We start from the raw sequence: 23142 nt of genomic DNA, 5'->3' as shown, positions 1-23142 counted from the left end.
ATACTTTTGTTGCACAAATCAATTAACTAATTAATTTTTTATAATGAAAAAAATACTTTTTTTACTAACCGCTACTGTAGCGATCATTTCATGCAGCAAAGTTAAGGACGGAGAATACCTAATTACAGGAACTGCAACAGGAGTTGAAAACGGAAAAACAATCATTCTTCAAGGTCAGGACCCAACTACAAAAATGACAGTAGCTCTTGATACAGTAAAAGTTGAAAACGGAAAATTTGAAATAAAAGGAAAAGTAACTGAACCAGCTTTTCACGCTTTAATCCTTCAAGGTACTAACCAACCATTTCCTTTTATCTTAGAAACAGGAGAAATTACTGTTGCTATTGATAAAGATAGCATTCATAAATCTAAAGTTTCTGGTACTTATAATAATGATGAGTATGTGAAATTTACTGAAGATCTTAACAAAACTCAAAAAAGTTTAATTGATTTCCAGAAAAAAAATACTCAAAAAATGCAAGCTGCTCAACAAGCTCAGGATACTGCTGTTATCAATGGTTTGATGAAACAATACATGGAAATTCAAACTGAAGTTCAGGCAAATTCTAAAAAGAAATATTTAGCTTACGCTGAAGGTCACCCAAAATCTTACATCTCTGCTTTGATTATCCAAAGCATGATTGCTGATCCAAGCGCTGACATTAAAAAAACAGAAAGCTTATACAATGCACTAGATGAGTCTGTAAAAAATACTACTCCTGGTAAAGAAATTAAAACAAAAATAGGTCAAGCAAAAATGCCTGCAGTTGGTGCGTCAGCCCCTCCTGTTGGCAGCGCTAAATGAAGATCAGATTTTTCTGCTCCAAATCCGGAAGGAAAAGTAGTTTCGCTTAAAGAAAGTTTAGGCAAAGTAACTATTGTAGACTTTTGGGCTTCATGGTGTGGACCATGCAGAAAAGAAAATCCGAATGTTGTTGCTATTTATAAAGAATTACACTCAAAAGGGTTAAATATTGTTGGAGTTTCATTAGATAAAGAAAAAAGCAAGTGGACAGAAGCTATCGCAAAAGATGGTTTAACCTGGACACACGTTTCTAACTTAAAATTTTGGGAAGAACCAATTGCAGCGCAATACGGTGTTCAGTCTATTCCGGCAACTTTTATTCTTGATGCAACAGGAAAAGTAGTTGCTCAAGACTTAAGAGGTCCTGAATTGAAAGCAAAAATCGTAGAACTATTAGCAAAATAATCCTACTTTTTGAATAAAATAAAAAAATCTCCCTAGTGGAGATTTTTTTATTTTATTCAATTCCAATGAATTAAAAAATAACTTTAAAATAACTTAAAATTAAGTTCGTTTTTTGTTTGTAAACATGAAAAACGTTCCTATATTTGCAACCGCTTAGAACAACAAAGCGCACTAACGCTGAGATCGGGGAGATACTCAAGCGGCCAACGAGGGCAGACTGTAAATCTGCTGTGAAAACTTCGCAGGTTCGAATCCTGCTCTCCCCACCAAAAAGTCCTAATGAAAATTAGGACTTTTTTTATGGCTTAAATTCAAATTGAAATACAATCACAGATTTTTATTTACAGCACTTTTCTGCCTTTATAAAACACTCAAAATTTCTGTGGCAAAATCGGCGTAAATTATTTATTGAATGGACATCATTTCTACGACAAAAGTTTTTACTTTTGAACTATATTTACATTTAACTATTATAGTAACAATTACTAATTAAAATCATTAAAACTTACAGCGCTAACAACCAAAACCTCACAAAAAAATTATGAATTTCATAAAATCAAGTCACTATACTTCAGCAAACCTGTATCAAAAGGTGCTATTTCAATTTCTATTTTAGAATCTACAATCCTGCTTACTCAAAAACAAATCACACAACAAGTGCATTTTATTTCTATTTCTCAAAAATAGAATAGAACTATAATGCCTTTTTTTCAAAAACCACAACCAATTAATGAGACAAACAATTCTAGTATTATGTTGCTTTCTTTTTTTATCAAATACTTTACAGGCACAAATATCAGGCACAGTTAAAGGATATGTAACAGATACCATAAACAATTCTACTTTAACGAATGCATCAGTCTCTTTGTTAAGAGCACAAGATTCTATTTTACTAAAATTTACCCGAGCCAAAGAAAATGGTTATTTTGAGTTGAATAATATTAAGGCCGGTAAATTTATTTTACTGGTTTCTTATCTCAAATATGCTGATTTTGTAGATCAATTTTCTATTGATTCCACAAAGTTAATCAAAGATTATGGTAAAATTAATTTGGCTGATAAAGGAAGAATACTATCCGAAATAATTATAAAAGGCAATAGAGCCGCCATGAAAATCAAAGGAGATACGTTAGAATTTGATCCAAAAGCATTTAAAATAGAACCTAATGCAAAAGTGGAAGATCTGATAAAACAATTCCCAGGAATACAAATTGATAAGGATGGAAAAATTACCGCTCAGGGCGAAACTGTAACCAAGGTTTTAGTTGATGGTGAAGAATTTTTTGGTGATGATCCCACTTTAGTTACAAAAAATCTACGTGCGGATATGGTTGATAAGGTACAATTGTACGACAAAAAAAGTGATCAGGCCGCTTTTACAGGAATTGATGATGGTCAGAAAACCAAAACTCTAAATGTTAAACTTAAAGAAGACAAAAAAAAAGGTCATTTCGGGAAAGTAGAACTCGGAGGAGGAACTGATAATTTTTACAAAGGCCAAGCCATGTTTAATAAGTTTTGGGATAAGAAAAAATTAGCAGCTTATGGTATTTTAGGCAACACTGGACAAGTAGGATTAGGATGGGGAGATAAAGATAAATATGGACAAAGCGGCTATCAAGTAACTGATGACGGTGGTATTAATTTTTCAAGCAATGGAAATGATGAATTTGAAAGTTGGGATGGACAATTTAATGGTGAAGGAATTCCAGTAGTTCAAACTGGCGGAATACATTTTGACAATAAATGGAACAACGATAAAGAATCTATCAATGTAAATTATAAGATTGGCGATATCAAACTTTCAGGAAATCGCAATGATATTAACCAGCAAAATTTAAGTTCCAGCAGCATTTATAATACTTCAGACAAGAGTTTTGAGAAAAACATGACTAAAAATAAACTTGATCTGGCTTATGAAATTAAAATTGATTCTACTTTAACTTTAAAATTAAATGTAGATGGATTATTTAAAAAAAGTAATTCAAGTGAAGCAGAAATGCGAAAAGGTACTGACGAACAAGGTAACCAATTGAATAATTTGAAACAGACAACTACAAACGATGTTGATGATAAAATATTTAATATAAATACTTTATTAACCAAAAGACTTAAAAAAACGGGCCGAACATTATCTCTTAATTTAAGCCAATCAAGTACAGACAGCAAAAGTGATGGTTATTTAAATTCCAGAGCTGAATTTTTTACACCATCCGTAATTAGTCCGGATAGCACCAAAGTAGTCGATCAAAACAAAGTCAATACTATTAGCAATACGGCTTTTAAATCAAATTTAATCTATACCGAACCGTTATCCAAAAGTCTATCTGTAATTCTTAATTATGGATTCAACATTAGTAACGGAAAAGCTGATCGTAAATCTTTTAATCAATCTTCAAATGGCGATTATAATGTTTTGGATTCCATCTTTAGTAATAATTATGAATTAGACCAAACGATAAACCAACTTGGAGCGATTTTTAATTACAAAAAAAATAAAACTGTTTTTTCTTTTGGTTCTAAATTTAGTGGTGTAAACTTTAAACAATATAATGTTTATACAGATAGTTCTTTTAAGCAAAAATTTGTTAACTACATGCCTCAGATAAACTATCAATATAATTTTAAACAAAGAGAATCACTGCGTTTGTCGTATAACGGAAACACCGATCAGCCAACATTAGAACAAATACAGCCGATACGAAATAATCAAAACCAGTTAAATACGATTTTGGGTAATCCAAATTTAGATCCTTCTTTTAAAAATAATTTTAGAGGAAGTTATTATTCGTATAAAGTACTTAGCAATCAATATTTTTCGGTTAATGGATCGTATAATTTTACGCTAAATCCAATAATAAGTAATGTGGTTACAAATGATAGAGGAGAAAGTATATCACAATTTGTAAACCTAAAAGACAAAGCTGCAACAAGTTATTATTTGAGCAGTAATTTTGGCAGAACAATTAAAGCAATAGATCTGTCGGCAGGTATTGGCTTAAGCGCCAATAAAAATGTAAACTATAATTACATCAATACAAAACTGAATCAAACTAAAAATTCAACTTATTCCTTTAATTTAAACTTATCAAAGTATAAAGAAAAAAAATACAATTTTAATACCAGCTTCGGACCTACTTACAATGTTGCTAATGCAAGCATCAACGAAAATAGTAATAGTGATGGCTGGGGTTTTAATGGAAATTTCTGGACTAGCATACAATTACCTTTCAAATTAGAAATCAGCACCGATGGTAATTATCAATATAATGGAAAAACGCAAGTGATTCAGGAAACTTTTGAACGTTTTATCTGGAATGCATCTATCACCAAAAAATTCTTAAAATCAGATAATTTAAAAGTTTCTATAACGGGAAGAGATCTTTTGAACCAAAATGTAGGATTTAATCGTTCTGCATTCAATGGAAATATTAACCAAAGTACTTATACCACTATCCAAAGATACTTTATGTTCTCTGTAAGCTGGGATTTCAGCAAAATGGGCGGAGGAGAAATTAAACAAAACTAAAACCATGAAAACAATAATAAATCGCATCTTAATTTTAATAATTGTATTGACAAGCTGCAATACTTTTGCACAAAATGACCACTTTGTACAACATGGCGTAATCGAATTTGAAAAAAAATCAAATATGTACGCTTTGATTTCAAAAAAAATAAAAGGAGAAAATGAGAGTTATTATAAATTAGCTTTTGAAGGTTATAAAAAAAACAATCCACAATTTAAAACTGCAAAAAGTACACTCAGCTTTTCAAAAAACAAAAGTTTATATAAATGGGATGAAACCAATGAATCAACAAGCAACAACAGTTGGATTGCAGATGATGCAATGGCTAATTTAAAAAATGTTATCGCCACAGATCTAGATACCCAAACCAGCATTACCCAAAAAAACGTTTACGATGATTTATATTTAGTTAAAGATAGTTTACGTAAAATTGACTGGAAAATTACCGATGAAACCAGAGAAATTGCGGGTTATGAATGCCGAAGGGCAAATGCTATAATTATCGATTCTGTTTATGTTGTTGCCTATTATACAATTCAAATCCCTTTCTCAGGCGGCCCTGAATCTTTTACAGGCTTACCCGGAACAATTTTAGGATTGGCTATGCCACACGAAAATATGACATGGTTTGCTACAAAAGTTACAGAAATTCCAGTTTCTGACAAAGATTTAGCCCCACCAATTAAAGGGAAACCTACTGACAATAAAGAACTAAACAAAACACTTTTGGAAGCTTTAAAAAATTGGGGAAAATGGGCAAGAAAGACATTACAAGCCTACTCCTTGTAACAAATTATTGAAAACTTATTTCTTATACAAAAACTAATCTAAATGCTTCCTGAGATTTCCAGAATATATCAATGGAGCCATAGAAATCTCAAAATTGCATTTATCAGAATAAATATGCAGGTTTAGACAATTAAGTTCAAATCCTGCTCTCTCAACCAAAAAGTCCTGATTTTCATTAGGACTTTTTTTATGGCTTAAATTGAAATTGAAATACAATCGGAGGATTTTTATTTACAGCACTTTTCTACTTTATAAAACACTCAAAATTTTTGTGGCAAAATCGTGGCAAATTTCACCAGTCCAGGTTTTTTTTGGCAAAATCAGGCCATTCCACCAGGCATCTTATGATCACAATCAAATCGTTATATAATGTAAATTAGATAAGAATTCTGTATTTTCATATAAAAATAATTTGAAACTATAGTTTTAATTTTAAATGAATAGACTGCCTATGATAAAATGTTTGGGTTACATCCCAAAAAAACAGCGGCAGGCAAGACGATCCTGAACAGAGGAACACAGGTTAAAAAAAATAAAAGGCTACAGTCTTAATCTAAAGTATATGAATATCGAAAACCAACAAGAACTTTATTTATTGGTAATGAACGCACCGGTTGGTATCTGTGTGTTGAATGCAGAAACGCTGAAGGCGGAAATTGTAAATGACAGCTTTATAGCCGTAGCCGGGAAACCACGCGAAGCAATTCTGGGTAATTTTTACTGGGATACTTTCGCCGAAGTGCGCCAATATTATGAAAACATATTGGAAGGTGTTATTTCAAATGGGAATCCTTACTCGGTCAATGAAGCAGAAGTTATGCTGATCAGACACGGAAAGGAAGAGACTCTTTACTTGACTTTTGTTTATGCCCCTTTAAAAGATGCTTCCGGGGAAGTTAAAAAAGTTGCTGTCTGGGTTATGGATAATACGCTGCAGGTCAATCAAAGACAAAAAGTTGAAGAAAGCGAAAAATTTGCGCGAACCATTTTTTATAATTCTCCTGTGGCAAAATTAGTATACACAGGACCAGAAATGGTTTTACGTGAAGCCAATGAGAAAATGCTTGAAATATTTGGCAAGGGAGATTCTATCATTGGCAGACCCATAATGGAAGCAGTACCCGAGCTCAAAGAGACGCATTTATTCCAGTCCTATCATAATGTTTTAAATACGGGAGAAATTCATACCGAAACGGCCGCCCGCATTATGTTTATGAAAAATGGTTCGCCCTATTACGGTTATTATGATTATACTTACAAACCATTGTACGATGCAAAAGGCAGAATTTATGGTGTCATTTGCACGGCTATTGACGTAACCGAGCAGGTAGTTGCGCGCAATAAGCTGCAAGAAGCTGAGCAAAACATGAGAGGCGCGGTTGACTTAGCGCAGCTCGGCACATGGAGCATTGATGTGGCGTCTAACGGGCTGACCTATTCAGACCGTCTTATTGAATGGTTTGGGTATGATCCCGCTGACCAGGACTACAATGAGGTTATTCCGATCCTGTTGGAAGAAGACCGCGAACGTGTAGCAAATGCCGTGGCATGGGGGCTGAATCCTGAGTCAGGAGGAGTTTATGATGAAACCTACACGGTGATGCATCCCACTACCGGAAAGAAAAGAATATTGCATGCGCAGGGTAAAACTGTTTTTGATCCCGAAGGCAACCCTGTACGTATGAACGGAACTGCTCAGGATATAACCATCCAGATGGAATTGCAGATGGAACTTGAAAACCAGATACAGCAGCGTACCGAAGAAATTGGCGCTGTTATTGAGGAATTAAGGGCAACAAATGAAGAATTAGAAAATACTAATTTACAATTGATACATTCTAATCAGGAACTTGAACAGTTTGCCTACATAGCATCGCATGACCTACAGGAACCGCTTCGCAAAATCAGTACCTTTGTGCAGCTGCTCGAAGGCAAGATTACAGAACATCTTGACGAAAAAACACTAGGATACATAGATAAAATAAAAGACGCCACAAGCCGTATGGGCAAACTTATTCGAGATGTGCTCGCGTATTCTGCCCTGCCGAAAGACGATGCCACTTTCGTTGCGGTAAATCTTGAAGATACTGCCAAAAATGCGCTGGAAGATTATGATGTAGTAATGGAGCGCACAGGAGCTAAAGTTACATGGAACGAACTGCCGGTTATCCAAGGTATTCCTTTGCAGATGTCTCAGCTGTTTTTTAATCTTATAGGGAATGCCTTAAAATTTATACGCCCTGATGTGCAGCCCAAAATTCATATTCATTGCAGTATTGCCTCTACAGAAGAGATGCGATCAGTACATCTAAAAGAAGGGATATCCTATTATAAAATTCAGTTTACAGATAATGGCATTGGCATGAAGACTGAAGATACAGAGAAAATTTTCAATATATTTCAAAAGCTGCACAGTAAAAGTGAATTTGCAGGTACGGGAATCGGGCTTGCAATGTGCAAAAAAATTGTCCAGAACCATAATGGCGAAATCGATGCCAACCAAAGCAATGAAAACGGAGCGGTATTTAACGTATACCTGCCAACGAACAATTCATAATAGCTGAGCGGGACTAATCATTCTATTAGGCGACAGAGAAAAATTGCTGTAATGTATTTTATAATTATTCCTTCACGGAATGGTTCGATTCAAACTTATTAATCCTGAGAGATATTCTTTTCAGAAACAAAAAATATATTTTTAATCGGATTCATTAAAGCTTTTGTCCAGTGCAGAAGAAATACTTTTTTAAGAATGAGAATAAAGCCAGTGAAAGAATTTGGTTTTTGTATATAGAGATTTGCTCCCTTGTTAAAAGTCTCTTCAATATCGCCAGGGTGATTAGAAGTAGAAAGCATAACTGCGGGAATCTCCTTAAGTTCCTCATCACTTTTTATTTCTGCAAGTGCTTCCTTACCTCCTTTAACAGGCATATTTATATCGATAAAAACAATATCAGGTTTTGGCTCAGACCCATCTTTTAAGGTGTTAATCAATTCCTCCCCGTTTTCTACTGTAATAACTTCAGAAGGGATTTTTGTTGCATTAAGAGCTTCCTTAAATAATTCCTGATCATCTTTATCATCCTCTGCCAATATAATTTTTACTGGCTCGATTTCCTTCAAGTCTTTAATATTTCCAATTGGGTTTTCAGAATTTATCATATTAATACGGTTTTACAATTCCCAAAAGTACTATATAAATGCTTTCTAAAATTACTACCAATCAATAATCTTAAAAGCATTAACAAATTAGCGGCCAGCGATATCATTTACAGTCCTTCATAAGATTGTAAAAAGTCACAATTTGCTGCTCTAAAGGCTTTTATTATTTACAAATTCACCTTTATGCATAGAAACTTTATTTCCCCATTCTGTTATTGCATTTAGTAATGGTATACAGGATTTTCCAAAATCTGTTAAACTGTAAACAACTTTTATCGGAGGTTTTTTCCCTTCAACGGTACGTAATAAAAGACCGTCAATCTCAAGCTGCTTTAATTGGAGGCTCAAAGTCAGTTCTGTAATAGCCGGAATATCTCTTCTGATTTACACTACAGCATTGTACATCTTAAATTTATAAAAAAAAATAAAAATTATATAAATTTTGAATCACACAAAGTAATACATTTAAACTCATATATTCTCAAAGAGGTTAATCTGTAGTTAAAATAATTCAAAAATTACCACTAACGTCATATAAACCTACACTTATTCTTATAATAGCCCATTTATTACTTGTTATCAAATTGTACATCTCAAAATAAAAGGATTGCTTTTATTTATGTTCTAGAACTTACTATTTTCTCATTAAAACAAACTATTAAAAATCAATAGATTGAGATTTTTTTTTTAAGTTAATTAATTTATCCTTTAAATTTCCATCCCAGTAAAACAAGATTATGAATCCTATTAATGCTATAGTCATATCCGGGGAAAAAGAGACGCTGCTTATTTTAAAAAAATTTGAAGAAGAGAATGCTATGATTTTAGAAATAATTGGCGATGCAGGCTCTGTAGCTGATGGAATGCTCATCATAAAGGCAAAAAAGCCAGACCTTATATTTCTGGATATTGTGCTTAAAGATGATCTTTTTTTTGAAATGCTTGAGCAATTAGAATTCAGCATCCCCAAACTGGTATTTATATCCTCTGAAAAGGATTACGCGATCAAGGCATTTAAACATAATGCGATCGATTTTTTATTGAAACCGATTGATTTTAATGCGATTATTTTAGCCATTTACAAAGTAATAAAAAGAAGAGAAATGGAACGCTCTTATCAGGATCATAAAGTCAACAGCATTAATCTCCTAAACTCTGCAAATCAGCCAAATGATTATGTAGCTGTAGCTTCTTTAGAAAAAATTGAACTTATACCTACTTCAGAAATTATTTTTTGCAAAGCAGATGGAAAATATACTGTTTTTGTCCTTTTAAATGGTAATAAAATAATGTCAAGCAGAAATCTGGGTGAATACAGTACTGTTCTCGACCATAACTATTTTTTCAGAATACATCATTCCTATATTATCAACCTTCGCCATATCGTTAAAATTTCAAAAAAAGATGGTTATTTCTGTGAGTTTTCAAATGGGGCAATTTTGCCGGTTGCTAAAAGACGACAAGAGGACTTTAACAAATTTATTAAACTTAAAGAATGAATGCGGCTTCCTGTTTTAAGCCAATTCATTACTAATAGAATGAATAATCGAAATGAAAACAAAAATATTAATTGCTGAGCACGATCCTGTAAATAGTGTCATTCAACACGAGTTGAAGGCTAGCAAATTCAATTACACAACAGAAATTGTTTATTCGGAAAAAGAATATGAAACAGCGCTTCATAATTTCAGGCCTGATATTATTGTTTCTGATTATTCTTTTCCAGCCTTCGGCATGTCACTTTTTAGATTGAAGCAAAAACTGGCGCCAAAAACACCTTTCATTTTTGTCGCACAAACCATTGATATTGAAAAAGCCGTAAAGCTTATAAAAATTGGAGTAAGCGATCTGGTACTGAAATCGAAGCTAAATACGCTAACAAAGAAAGTTAACATTGCACTGCAAAAATATAAGCAAGCCAGCAGAACTTTCCAAAAACCGCAAGAGGCAATTATTGATAATGCTACTGTTATTTCTTGTGAGGATCAATTAAATAACTTTAGCAAAATCCATGATTTTTCAGTAGATTTGATTTATTCCTGTGATAAAGAAGGCAGATTTATAACTGTAAATAAAGCAACTGAGCGGATTTTAGGCTACAAGAAAGAAGAATTAATTGGCAAAAAATGGATGGATTTTATATTTCATGATGATATTGATATTTCCATAAATGCGGATTTTAATTGCAGTGTGCAATTAACTAATTCCCATAAAAATTTTAAGCATAAGGACGGTCGTAAGGTCTGTTTGCTTTTGTCTTCTGTATGCGATAATGTTCACAACGTAAGTTACTGGATAGGCAGAGATACTACTGAGAAAAAAAACATACAAAAAGCTTTTGAAATAGAAAGACAGCGATTCTATAATTTATTTTCTCAGGCACCTTCCTGTATGGGAATTTTAAAGGGTCCGGATTATATTTTTGAATTGGCAAATGAACTCTATTTGCAGTTAATCGACAGAAAAGATATTATAGGCAAAAAGGCAAAAGAAGTATTACCGGAACTTGAAGCCCAGGGAATTTTTGAAATTTTAGATACTGTGTACAGAACGGGAGAAACGTTTTCAGCTAATGAAATGTTAATCAAATTAGACCGCAACGGAAACGGAAAGCTAGTTGATGCTTATTTAAATTTTATCTATCAGGCGAATAGGGATACTAATAACAATATTGACGGTATTCTTGTCTTTGTCAATGATGTAACGGAGCAGGTTATCTCGCGAAAAAAAATCGAAGAACGTGAGAAAATGTACAGGGATTTAATCTGCACATTACCGGTTGCCACTTATTCCTGCGATCGGGAAGGACGAATAACAATCTATAACAAAGCTGCAGTGGCTTTATGGGGACGAGAGCCGGAAATAGGAAAAGATTTGTGGTCTGATTCGTGGAATATGCATCATAATAAAGACAACCATGAACCTCGGAATTTATGTTCGCTGGCCAAAGCATTAACAGAAGATGAATCAAACCTTAGAAGGGAAATTATTATCGAACGCCCCAATGGAGAAAAGCGCAATGTCCTGCCATATCCTGTTCCGTTTCGTAATGCTAAAGGTCAAATAACCGGGGCTGTTATTGTACTTGCTGATATTACAGAAATGAAAATTGCACAAAAACAACTCAAGAAAAGCGAAAAAAAATACAGGTACCTGTTTGATAACAATCCAATGCCGATGTGGATTATAGATTTAGTAACTTTTAAATTTTTAGATGTAAATAAGATGGCCGTTGCACATTACGGATACAGCCGGGAGGAATTTCTTTCTATGACTGCTTTAGACATACGGCCAAATCATGATAAAAAACATTTTATAAAATGGAGCGATACTTCAGAAATTAACAAATCAAATTATAACAGGGGAAAATGGAACCACATTAGAAAGGACGGCTCTGTTTTTCCTGTTGAAATCATTGCACATAATATTATGTATGAAGGATCGCCGGCAAGGTTAATTCTTTCAAATGATATAACGGATCGCACAAGAGCAGAAATAAACCTGGAAAAAAGAAACAGAGAACTCATCAAAACCAATTCAGAACTGGATAAATTTGTATATAGTGTATCACATGATTTACGTTCTCCCCTAACCTCGATTCTTGGCGTGCTTTCTTTTATTGAGACAGAAAGCCAGGAAGCAGATACCATAAATCATGCGCAAATGATACGAACTAGTGTCAATCGTCTTGATGACTTTATTAAAAATATTTTAAACTACTCACGAAATAACCGTACAGGACTTGAAATAGAAAAGATTCCGCTTCATAAAATGATAACTGACGTAGTAAATTCACTTCAAAGCACCAAGGATGCCAAAGGAATTGATTATGAAATTGATATCAAAGAACAACAGCCATTTTACACAGACAGACTGCGCTTTAATACCATCTTAGAAAATCTTATTTCAAATGCCATAAAATATCAGAAAACAGAAGAATCCGGGAGATATATCAAAATAACCGGATATTCAGACCCTGAAAATCTTTATATCACTATAGCCGATAATGGGATTGGTATTGATCCGGAATATCATCAAAAAATATATGAAATGTTTTTTCGGCTTTCAGGCAAAGAAAATGGCTCTGGTATTGGTTTGTATATCGTAAAAGATGCCATAGAAATGTTGCAGGGTTCTATAGAAATACAATCAGATAAAGGGATAGGAACTACATTTACTATCACACTAAAAAATTTAAAACCATGACTACAGCATCAGCATCAAAATTTGAGATCGTAATGATTATTGATGATAACATCATAGATCTTTATATAGCATCACGTATGATAATCCAGAATAATTTTGGAAAAAAAGTATTACTTTATACTACTGCAGAAGAAGCTATGAAATATCTGCAGGACAACCAGGACAATATTTCTGCACTGCCTCAGATCTTATTTGTAGACATTTACATGCCTTTAATGTCAGGATTTGAATTTATGGAAGCATTTGATAAGATGGTTACTTTAAAAAACTACTGTAAGGCATATATCATATCATCAACAATTGACAATGAAGACATCACGCGATCAAACAGTAACAACAATGTAGCAGCGTTTCATGTCAAGCCAATCACCAAAGAATTTCTTGACCGGATTATTGAGAAATAATTATTATTTTAAAATTTAAATCTTCGTATTTTACAATTTAGTTGAAATTACATTTACAAACATTCCAGGTAAAGGTGATTTTCTAATTCAACTTCATTAATTGTTCAACACTTTTCTTGTGTTTAACATTTTTACCCAAATAACGCCAAGTCAGGTTGAACATTCTGCTTACAATAAATTTAGAAATTTTCACTATAATTTATTGAAGCTTGTTATAACTTATTACCAAACTTAGGGGTCATCTTACTTTAAAATATCAATTTGTTTTTTCAATAATTCTAGTATCAATAGATGCGATTTTTTATAAGAATTCGCTGATTTTGAAAAACGGTTATACTGTATAAGGCGCACTTATTACTTCTCACTTTAAGTTTAAAAGCCATTTCTCTTTATTTGTTGCAGTTAAGCGAAAATCTGACATTTCCCAATCTAATCACGTAACGCTAATAGCAATGAAAAAACTCGCACCGTTTTTACTTTTTCTTATTCCAATTCATACAGTTTACCAGGAAAAAATCTTATAAAAATGATGGATTTTATAGAGTGCTAATCCGCATGTTATATATTTTTTAATTTAAATACATCCTAAAATTGAAACAGAAAATTATTATCCTTCTTTTCTTCATTTCTTATTTTTCATTTTCTCAGGGCCCACCTCCACCAGGTCTCCCCGATGAGCCTGTTACAGTTTCAATAAATCAGGAAATTGGTTTGTTGCTTATAGCCGGTGTTATACTTGGACTGTATATAATCAATAAGAAAAGATAAAACATATTGTACGCAAACAGGGAGTTAACCTGAAATTTAATTTTAATAAATGCTGATCTATGAAAAAAAAAATACTTTTATTTTCTATCATGATTTCTGTCCAGGTTTTTGCACAAATTCACATTGGTGCCAATACTCCTGTTTATGTCAAGAATCAGGTTTTGTATGTCACTCAGAATATAAATCTGGCGGCGAATTCAAATCTTTACCTAAGAAATAATTCTCAATTAGTACAAGGTACAGCAGGTACCTCTACTAATACGGGAACAGGAATTGTGTCTGTGTACCAGGAAGGGACAGCAGATAACTTTGAATACAACTATTGGTGCTCACCGGTAGGAAATCCGACGGTTGCAACAGGTAACACAAATTTTGGAATCTCATTGCTAAATCGTCCCACCTCTTCTACTGCTATAATTCCGGCTACTGCACTTCCTCTCTCAAATTACAACGGCACAGCAAATCCTTTGGCTATAGCATCCTACTGGATTTATAAATTAACAAATGCCAATAACTACTCGCAATGGGTTCAGGTTGGGGATGCTGCCACAATTGCGCCAGGAGAAGGTTTTACAATGAAAGGAACAAGTGGTACAGATATGACAGATCCGGAAGGTACCGGAATTGTAAACAATCCCGGAACTGGTGCACAACGATATGATTTTAGGGGAAAACCAAATGATGGAAATATAAGTGTAAATGTTGGGGCAAATAATGCTGCAACGTTAACTGGTAATCCATATCCATCGGCATTACATCTGAATGCTTTTTTATTAGATCCAACAAATACTGCAGCAACAGGTATTGCGTATTTTTGGCAACAGGACAAAACTGTAAACTCTCATTATCTTTCTGCATATAAGGGCGGGTACGCTGCATACTCGCCCATTAGCTTAGCATCAATGGGTATCTATACAGCTGCAACATTCAAATCATACAACAGCGACGGAACTGTAAACAGCAATCCTCCAACAGGGACAAGTCCTGTTATAGCACGAAAATATCTTCCAATAGGCCAAGGATTTATAATTAATGGTGCTTCAAACGGAACAGTGACATTTAGAAATTCACACCGCGTTTTTTATAAAGAAGACAATAGCTTATCACAATTTGAAAAACCATCAAAAAATTTACTCTCCAAAACAAATGGTGCTATTAACAATCCGGATTTTCCTCCGCCTCCGCCTCCGCTTGTCCCCTTTTTTAAACTTAACGTCATAATAAATAATGAATATACAAGACAGCTGGCATTAGCTTTCGTTTCTGAAGCAACAGACGGCGTCGACAGAGGTATTGATGCCAAAAATATGGATGGAGACCTCCCGAGCGACATTTCTTTCTGGATTGAAAATGGAAATTATGTAATTGAAGGCGTTAATTTCGACTTATCTAAAAAAATTCCGCTGTCAATAAAAGCAAATGCAAATACAACTTTTAAATTTTATATCCCTGAAATTGTTGATTTTGATGAACCAATTTATATCTATGATTCACTTGATATGTCTTATCATAATATTAAAAATGGTGCATACGAAGTTGCAGTTGCTTCCGGAACATCTATTGACAGATTTAAAATAAGTTTTACCGATGATAAGACACTAGGTATAAATAATGAGATTAAAACTAATTTTTTGATTGCTCAGGACAATACAAACCAAGTTTTAATGGCGGCGAATCCAGATAATAAAGTAATAAAATCCTTTGTGCTTTATGATATTCTTGGAAGAGCCATTCTTTCAAAAAATAATTTAGGACCTGAACAGCATTTTACTTTTTCAACCTCGGGATTAAGTTCCGGAGTTTATATTGCAACATTTCTAACACCAGATAATGAAAAAGTTGCTCAAAAAGTGATGATTTCGAATACAGGAAAATAACCGCTTGCACATAATTAGAATAAATAACCGCACTAAAAAATCCAATATAATTAATACTAAAAATTATGATATCCCTATACACCACCTCCCATAATTATAAAACAATAATAATCCTGTTTTTTATCTTTTCATCTTTTTTTGGAAATGCACAAATAGGAATTGGAACAGTAACTCCTAATGCAAGTTCCGTTTTAGACATAACGTCTACTACCCAGGGTTTGCTTACGCCTCGTATGACTACTTTACAAAGAAATGCTATTGCTACACCCGCTGATGGATTGATTGTATATGATACAGACTTGAAATTGTTTTACAGCTACGTATCTACAACATCATCTTGGACGCCGATAAGTGGGGCACTTCCGCGATTAAATTTTAAACGTATCAGATCTACTGACAATTTAGCGACTGTATTGGCCGCTGAATTAGCCGCTGGCGGCGGCAGTAAATATGTTTTGAATTCTAGTACATTATATGAAATTAACGGACAGGTGGTATTTAATCTTCCAATAGACCTGAATAACGCCTATCTTGATGGTCAGGACGCTAATGAAGATATTATTGTTAAATCATCTGGCTTTCTTTTTGATGGAACTACCGGCGGTAGTGTTAGAAATCTTACTATTACGGCACCCGGAGCTACCGTTTTTAATTTAAATTCTGCAGCTTCAACGTCCACTTTTTTGCTTAGGGATTGTATCATTGCCAACTCCGCCAATGTAGGTACGATAGCAGGTTATGGATTAGTTTTTATGAGTATAGTCAATTTTTCAGGAAATGCAAATGGTATTATTTATACTAATATTGGTCAGTTATTATTAAGTAACCAGGCTTGGTTTAGCAATAATGGCGGCACTTACGAAAAATTCACCGGAACATTTACTCTGATCGAAAAACAAGGGGGATTCTCCAATGTAAATACCGGAGCATATGGTTTGGATGTTTCTACACCAGGTCTTACTATTACGGGTGATGCCGTTTTAGAGTCTGTTGTTTTTACCGGCCCTACTCCCGCTAATTATGTTAAACCTTATCCAACTCCATCAACAACTACATTTACAGGTTATAATTTTAATACCAGCTGGACCGTTAGAGCTGCAGGAATACCAAATGAAACAGATGCAAATGCAGTTGGGGATTTTTCAATGGATTATCCTGTTAATACCGGTCTTGGAGTAACGTTAAACAATTCAACTCCAAGTGATATCGTAAAAGTTGGAGTAGCAACTGGTACGGCTCCTACAACAGTATATTCAAATTTGTTCAGATTTGCAACAGAAACTGGCGCAGCGGGCTACAATAGGCTAAAATACGTTGGAAAAAAGAAAAGAATCTTTCAAATAACGGGTTCAATTTCATTTCAGGTTCCAGGCACAGGAGTCTTTATAGCCTATATCACTAAAAATGGTATTCCCTTAACACAATACAAAATTTATGGAAGAGGAGCTGCTGTTAATGATATTATAGTGCTTCCTTTGCACGCAACAGCAGAATTAAACGCCAACGATTATATAGAAGTAGCATTACAGCGCAACTCTGGAAGTACTGGTACTCTTGTCGTTCCCAATATTGCAATAACTATTAAATAACTATTATGCGATAAAATTACAATTAAATTACATTCTGTTAATTCAAGAATCATTAACTAGTTTTTATTTCGATAAAACCAGATAGTGATTCTTGAAAGATACTGCCCGCAAAAAATATAGTACGAAATATTACTTTTTAAATTTTATATTTAGAATTTTTAAAGTAAACATAAAATGGAAGATTATGTTTATGGACATACCCGCCTTGTGCTTAAGTACCTGGCGGGTTTATAAATAAATAGGTAAATCACTTTGTTGCAGCAATACAAAAAAACCTGTAATTGTTCACCTTATATTTTCCCTGGAAAAGGCATTATATCTGCTAGTTTTAAAAAAAAATATTCAGTTATCCTAACCTTCATGGAGAAATTGAATTTCTAATCCCTGAAAATTTGGAATTTAAAGAAAAACTAAAAAAGTTCGAAAATAAAAACAATTGGTAATATTGAGAGATAATTAATATCTTTAGTACTTAAGTTTTTACAGCTTAATAATAAGTCTTAAAACACATTCTATCTCTTTGTAATAATTTATAAATGAAAAACGTTAGTCTGCTTATATTTCTACTATTCATGTCTTACCATTCTTTTGGCCAAAGCATAAAGGACAGTATACAGTTGGATACGGTTAAAAATATACGCTATAATTACAAACAGCTCATTATACCCGGTGTTTTAATTGGATATGGTTTTTGGGGCATTGAAAGCGGACAGATAAAAAGTTTCAATTTTCAGATTCGGGATGAACTTACAGAAAATATAGATACGAAAATAACCATTGACGATTTTACAAGATATGTTCCCGCCGTTTCCGTTTATGCTCTGAATGCCTTTGGTGTTAAAGGCAAAAATAATATGAGAGACCGTTCCGTTATTTTAGTCACTTCAACCCTTATAACAGTTACGACAGTATTTGGGCTTAAATCAATAACAAATGTAGAAAGACCAGATGGAACATCGAACGATTCTTTTCCATCCGGACATACTGCCATAGCTTTTGCAGGTGCTGAATTTTTATATCAGGAATATAAAGATAAATCAATCTGGTATGGTGTGGGTGGCTATGCAATAGCAATAGGAACCGGAATCTTCAGAATGTACAACAACAGGCACTGGCTGACCGATGTCGCGGCTGGAGCGGGAATAGGTATCTTAAGCACCAAAATTGCCTATTGGACAAATCCTTATATTACCCGAAAACTCTTTGGTAATAAAGAAAATAAATCTACTTCTTTTCTTGCTCCTTCTTACAATGGAAAAAATTTTGCAATTAATTACATCAGGACATTTTAGTCCAACTTTATCAAATTTTAAAATTTAAAAATTCAAATAACGGCTAATTATTATTTTTAAATTAAAAAATTAATTCGCAACACAAAAATTTTTTATTTTCCTCCAGTTTTTAATCTTTATAAAACATTCGAAAATATATAAGTTTAAAAAATACATTTTCTACTTGTCTTACTTTTTCATCCATATCTCTTTTTGATAAGCCGGAAACATGGCGCAATAAAATATATAGATAAATATTTTTTGATTATCACATTCTATTCTTAAAACGAAAGCTTATACCCTGTTTTATCCGTCCTGTGTCAGAAAAAAGCTTCCTTATGACATTTTATTACAACAAAGTCTTATGGTAAATTAAATTTACTATTAGGTAATCAGCTGATATTTAATAGTTAAAACATTTAATCAAAACATAAACTTATGTCATATTTAAACGTCCCTCGTCTTACATTTTCAGGACAATTTCAGGCCGATCCGTCGACTGTAAATAATGATCCCACACATTTTAATAATGAAACATTCCAACCGGATTTTCAAAATTACAGTACCGCAGATGCATTAAACGGCTGGTGGAATCCGGATGGTACCGGAAACTGGAGATTTATAGGCTGTAAAATAACCAGTGTTACCTATCAGGACGGGACAAGTACTGATAATCCGCTTTTAGATCCTATCATTGGTATGTCGATCATGGACACGGATGCGCGTACTGCAGGTAAAATTGTAGATTTAGATACGCAGCAGCAAATGGTTTCTGAACTTTGGGGATTTGTGGTAAGAATCGTAAGCAACGATGGCAACACACTTGTAAAAGGAGATTATGAAGTAGCGGCTTTTACCAATATTTGGTTTACAAGATCAGTTGATCAATCTTTTGATTCAGCAGCAGCAGCATCTTATCAATCCATTATAAAAAATATCGACTGGAATTTTGAAATCTCCAACTCCAGATACCTCAACGAGCTAAAATCTGCGAGTGCAGATCAATTATCGATACAATTTACTGTAGACAGATACAATGCTGATAATACATCTGACCAATTTACTTTGGGCAGAATTGCAGGTTCAATTGGTCCGTCAAATAATAGCGAACCAAAACATTTTGTTTTAGGAAGACAATTATTTCCAGCTGCACTTCCTCCACAAACTTATAATTATGCAACTGCATTAGTCAATGACGAACTGAAACAGGTGGTACTTGATTTTGGTAATGCATTACAATTTACTACAGGAGGAGCAGTTAATTCAATTCAGGATTTACACCTTGTTATTAATACCGGTACAGCCGAAGCACCAAGTTATGTAGACATTGGACAATTGGATTATTCAAATCCGGATTGGTATATGGGTACATCGGGAATTTTTACTTTTCCGCTTTCAGAGGATCAATTAACTCTTATTAACCAATATCCATTGGCTGTTACGCAGGTTGTAAGTACGCCAAATAATGTTTTTAGTTTAGCATCATCCAGTACTGAATCAGCTATTTATAATGAATCTGTAGATTATGTTTGTGCCGATAAATATGTATTCAGATTAAATCCGGATGATACGTGCAAGATTGATTTTTATGCAACTAATCTGGGGAAAGCGCTTCCAAATGTAATTGTTCAGGCTCAGGATGCTACGCAAAAATTGCTTTTCGCACCGCCACCGCCAGTATTGCCGGTAGTAGGTGTTCCAACAATACCATTTTTTTCAGGGACAGATCCGGCTTCAGCTACAACAGATGCAAACGGAAAAGCTACGCTTGAGTTTACAGCTCCCGATCCTGGAAATCCAAGAGTATATATTGATGGACAGATATATGGAATATCATATAATTTAAGTACCCAAAACTTTGCTACGGATTGCAATCAGTCCAATTTTGTTAGTCTTTTGATTTACTCAGGCGCCCCAAAATCAGAAATAGTTCCGGATTGGGATAATTTTATACAACCTATCATGCAACAATACGCCAACTTGTATCCGTTGATGTCGAAAGGAATTTTTAATCTGGCTGATCGCGCAGTTTTTGAAAACAATGCTCAAATCCTGCATTTAGTTTTTAGTAAAGATCTTCATGATCCTAATTATATGCCTGCTACGAGAGATCTTTCTAAATATAAAAGAACCGTTATTCTGAATTATTTACAAAGTATTATTGATAAAACAGCAACTGAAACTAAAGCATAGTATTCATAAAATAAAAACCTAATTATGATATTCTTAAAAACGATAAAACTAGAAACCATCGCCGATCTTAAAAAAGCGCTGCAAACTGCCATTGAATTAGAACATTCTACGATTCCGCCTTATTTAACAGCAAATTGGACACTTTTTAATACCGGAAATGATCAAATAGCCAAACTTATAGGTTCTGTAGTTAACGAAGAAATGCTCCATTTATCTATTGCCAGCAATATATTAAATGCCATTGGAGGAAGCCCGGTTATTAACAAACCCGGTTTTATACCACTTTATCCGGGTCCATTACCGGGCGCTGTTGCGGAGGGATTACAAGTACCGATCAAAAAGTTTTCACTGGATCTTGTCAAAGATGTTTTTATGACAATTGAAGAACCGGAAGAGCCCATTGACATACATAGTCTTATTGCGAGCCCTGATGTAATGACGATTGGAATGTTTTACACCAAAATAAAAGAAATAATCGGCGAACTGGAAGCCATCGCAAAACTGGAAGGAAAAACAATATTTGTAGGGAATCCAGAACATCAAATGACGTATGAAAAGTTTTTTGATTCTACCGTATTGTTTCCAATTGTTGATGAAGAAACAGCTATAAAAGGTATAAACATTATTATCGATCAGGGGGAAGGAACTACTACTACACCTTTTGTAACTCCTACAGATGACGGCAATGGCCCGGAACTGGCACATTATTACCGTTTTGAAGAAATTTATAAAGGCCAAACTATACAAGTTGATCCTGCCGGAGGTTATATGTACGGTAATCCGCCAATTCCTTTTAATCCGGAATTAGTACCTAATATGTGGCCAAATCCTAAAATGAACGATTATCCACAAGATTCTCAGGCATATATAAATAGCAAGTTTTTCAACTACAATTATACTTCATTACTTAACTGTTTACATGAAACTTTTAATGGAGAACCGGATAAAATTAATAGCGCAATGGGAGTCATGTATTCTTTAAGATTATATGCCATTAAACTATTGGCTATACCAGATCCCAACCATCCTGGGTTTGTAGCCGGACCTAGTTTTGAATATGTTGTGGGAGAATAATTTGCAGAATTAAATACATTCTAAAATGAAATTCAGCTCAAAAGCAATAGTCATTAAAGTATAAGTCAGTGATATCCTTAAATCTCAAAAATTCTACGAAGAAATTCTGGGATTTAAGAGATTCTGATAATAACGCTTTGATTATTCGAGAGAATATTTTGAAGCAAAAAATGGAACAATGAAATCTGTAAAATTATTAGAGAAATGACAGAAACAGCAATCAATATTAATTCCGGAGAAGCAATACAAACCATAATTCAGCGTAACCTTTCGGAATCTGAATTAAAGTGGTTTAAAAACAATATGGTGTTTGAAAGCAGCGCACAGTTTTTCCAAACCTTTGGATTAATTTCCAGAAATATTCCATCAACTATTCTACAATTGACTACAGAAGAAAAGGCATTATTTGAAGAATTATATCCTGGTTTTATAGATAATAATTGGGATTTACAACAACTTTACCGCAGTTTATTAATGACCCATCTTCCACTCGATCAAAATGTTGAAATACTAAAAAACCTGGCCGAAATGGCTGCTGTCAAAGAATTGGTTTGTTTGTATAAAGGGTTGTATTTCCTAAAGAATGCTCCGGATTTTGTTTTGCTGGTTCAGGAAGGAATCAGAACCAATATGGTTGCCGTTTTTGATGCAATAGCATTAGAAAACCCTTTTGCAGCAAAATATTTGCCCATTGATGCTTGGAACCAATTGGTTTTAAAAGCCGTTTTTATGGGGCGCCCGTTGTATCAAATCATTGATTTAGACTTACGCAAAAATGAAAAACTAGCTTTAATAGTTCATGATTTTATCCACGAACGCTGGTCAGCCGGCAGATTAGTAACACCGGAAATATGGAGATTAGTTGCCGGTTATGTAAATCCCGAAATAGCAGCCGATTTATTAAATGCTATACATACGGGCGATACACTAACAAAACAAGCAGCTCTAAAAACATTAAAAGAAAGCTCATTTTATAATGAGAATGAAATTCCAAATGAGGCACTGCCTGAAAGTATTGCTACATGGAACGAAATAGGAGAACAACATTATTCACAATTAAAATCTTAGT

Annotated in this window: 15 protein-coding genes, 1 tRNA gene and 1 pseudogene; 15 read left to right on the top strand and 2 right to left on the bottom strand. The window is 33.9% G+C overall.

Annotated features, from left to right (window positions below):
- The first annotated feature begins 43 nt into the window (after nt 1–43).
- From ACZ0AH_RS09020 to ACZ0AH_RS08995, 6 genes and pseudogenes are all read left to right on the top strand, one after another.
- The gene (locus ACZ0AH_RS09020; RefSeq protein ID WP_463475464.1) at nt 44–805 is read left to right on the top strand and encodes a DUF4369 domain-containing protein; all 762 of its coding nucleotides are present in this window, start codon (nt 44–46) and stop codon (nt 803–805) included.
- 18 nt (nt 806–823) lie between these two features.
- Nucleotides 824–1210, top strand: a pseudogene (locus ACZ0AH_RS09015) (peroxiredoxin family protein); the annotation flags it as partial.
- Between the two features lie 185 nt (nt 1211–1395).
- Nucleotides 1396–1479 (top strand) — tRNA-Tyr (locus ACZ0AH_RS09010).
- A 461-nt stretch (nt 1480–1940) separates the two neighbouring features.
- Nucleotides 1941–4739, top strand: coding sequence for an outer membrane beta-barrel family protein (locus tag ACZ0AH_RS09005; RefSeq protein WP_463475463.1), 2799 nt, complete (start codon nt 1941–1943; stop codon nt 4737–4739).
- A 4-nt stretch (nt 4740–4743) separates the two neighbouring features.
- Nucleotides 4744–5529 (top strand): GLPGLI family protein, encoded by a 786-nt coding sequence (locus ACZ0AH_RS09000; protein ID WP_463475462.1) that lies wholly within the window; start codon nt 4744–4746, stop codon nt 5527–5529.
- Nucleotides 5530–6091: 562 nt separating this feature from the next.
- A complete protein-coding gene (locus tag ACZ0AH_RS08995; protein WP_463475461.1) occupies nt 6092–8086 on the top strand; it encodes an ATP-binding protein in 1995 nt (664 codons plus the stop codon).
- 98 nt (nt 8087–8184) lie between these two features.
- Here ACZ0AH_RS08995 and ACZ0AH_RS08990 read toward each other — a convergent pair whose 3' ends face one another.
- A complete protein-coding gene (locus ACZ0AH_RS08990) occupies nt 8185–8691 on the bottom strand; it encodes a response regulator (protein WP_463475460.1) in 507 nt (168 codons plus the stop codon).
- Nucleotides 8692–8841: 150 nt separating this feature from the next.
- Complete coding sequence (locus tag ACZ0AH_RS08985) at nt 8842–9063, bottom strand: winged helix-turn-helix transcriptional regulator (protein ID WP_463478098.1); 222 nt, start codon at nt 9061–9063, stop codon at nt 8842–8844.
- A 365-nt stretch (nt 9064–9428) separates the two neighbouring features.
- Between ACZ0AH_RS08985 and ACZ0AH_RS08980 the strand changes: the two genes are divergently transcribed.
- The 9 genes from ACZ0AH_RS08980 to ACZ0AH_RS08940 all read left to right on the top strand — a co-directional run bounded on the left by ACZ0AH_RS08980 (nt 9429) and on the right by ACZ0AH_RS08940 (nt 23141).
- The gene (locus ACZ0AH_RS08980) at nt 9429–10190 is read left to right on the top strand and encodes a LytR/AlgR family response regulator transcription factor (protein ID WP_463475459.1); all 762 of its coding nucleotides are present in this window, start codon (nt 9429–9431) and stop codon (nt 10188–10190) included.
- 52 nt (nt 10191–10242) lie between these two features.
- Nucleotides 10243–12897, top strand: a complete 2655-nt coding sequence (locus tag ACZ0AH_RS08975) for a PAS domain-containing sensor histidine kinase (RefSeq protein WP_463475458.1) — start codon at nt 10243–10245, stop codon at nt 12895–12897.
- The gene (locus ACZ0AH_RS08970; RefSeq protein ID WP_463475457.1) at nt 12894–13301 is read left to right on the top strand and encodes a response regulator; all 408 of its coding nucleotides are present in this window, start codon (nt 12894–12896) and stop codon (nt 13299–13301) included. The genes ACZ0AH_RS08975 and ACZ0AH_RS08970 overlap by 4 nt, the downstream gene beginning before the upstream one ends.
- A gap of 827 nt (nt 13302–14128) precedes the next feature.
- A complete protein-coding gene (locus ACZ0AH_RS08965) occupies nt 14129–15946 on the top strand; it encodes a T9SS type A sorting domain-containing protein (RefSeq protein ID WP_463475456.1) in 1818 nt (605 codons plus the stop codon).
- A gap of 65 nt (nt 15947–16011) precedes the next feature.
- Complete coding sequence (locus ACZ0AH_RS08960) at nt 16012–17535, top strand: hypothetical protein (RefSeq protein WP_463475455.1); 1524 nt, start codon at nt 16012–16014, stop codon at nt 17533–17535.
- Nucleotides 17536–18071: 536 nt separating this feature from the next.
- The gene (locus ACZ0AH_RS08955) at nt 18072–18827 is read left to right on the top strand and encodes a phosphatase PAP2 family protein (protein ID WP_463475454.1); all 756 of its coding nucleotides are present in this window, start codon (nt 18072–18074) and stop codon (nt 18825–18827) included.
- 417 nt (nt 18828–19244) lie between these two features.
- On the top strand, nt 19245–20999 hold the full coding sequence (locus tag ACZ0AH_RS08950) for a hypothetical protein (protein ID WP_463475453.1): 1755 nt from the start codon (nt 19245–19247) through the stop codon (nt 20997–20999).
- A 24-nt stretch (nt 21000–21023) separates the two neighbouring features.
- Nucleotides 21024–22073 carry a ferritin-like domain-containing protein gene (locus ACZ0AH_RS08945; protein ID WP_463475452.1) on the top strand — a complete coding sequence of 350 codons (1050 nt, stop codon included), beginning with the start codon at nt 21024–21026 and terminating at the stop codon, nt 22071–22073.
- A 204-nt stretch (nt 22074–22277) separates the two neighbouring features.
- Nucleotides 22278–23141 carry an EboA domain-containing protein gene (locus ACZ0AH_RS08940; protein WP_463475451.1) on the top strand — a complete coding sequence of 288 codons (864 nt, stop codon included), beginning with the start codon at nt 22278–22280 and terminating at the stop codon, nt 23139–23141.
- Nucleotide 23142: the final 1 nt, after the last annotated feature.

It is taken from the genome of Flavobacterium sp. AC105 (assembly GCF_979258495.1).
This window is presented reverse-complemented; position numbering and strand designations above follow the sequence as displayed.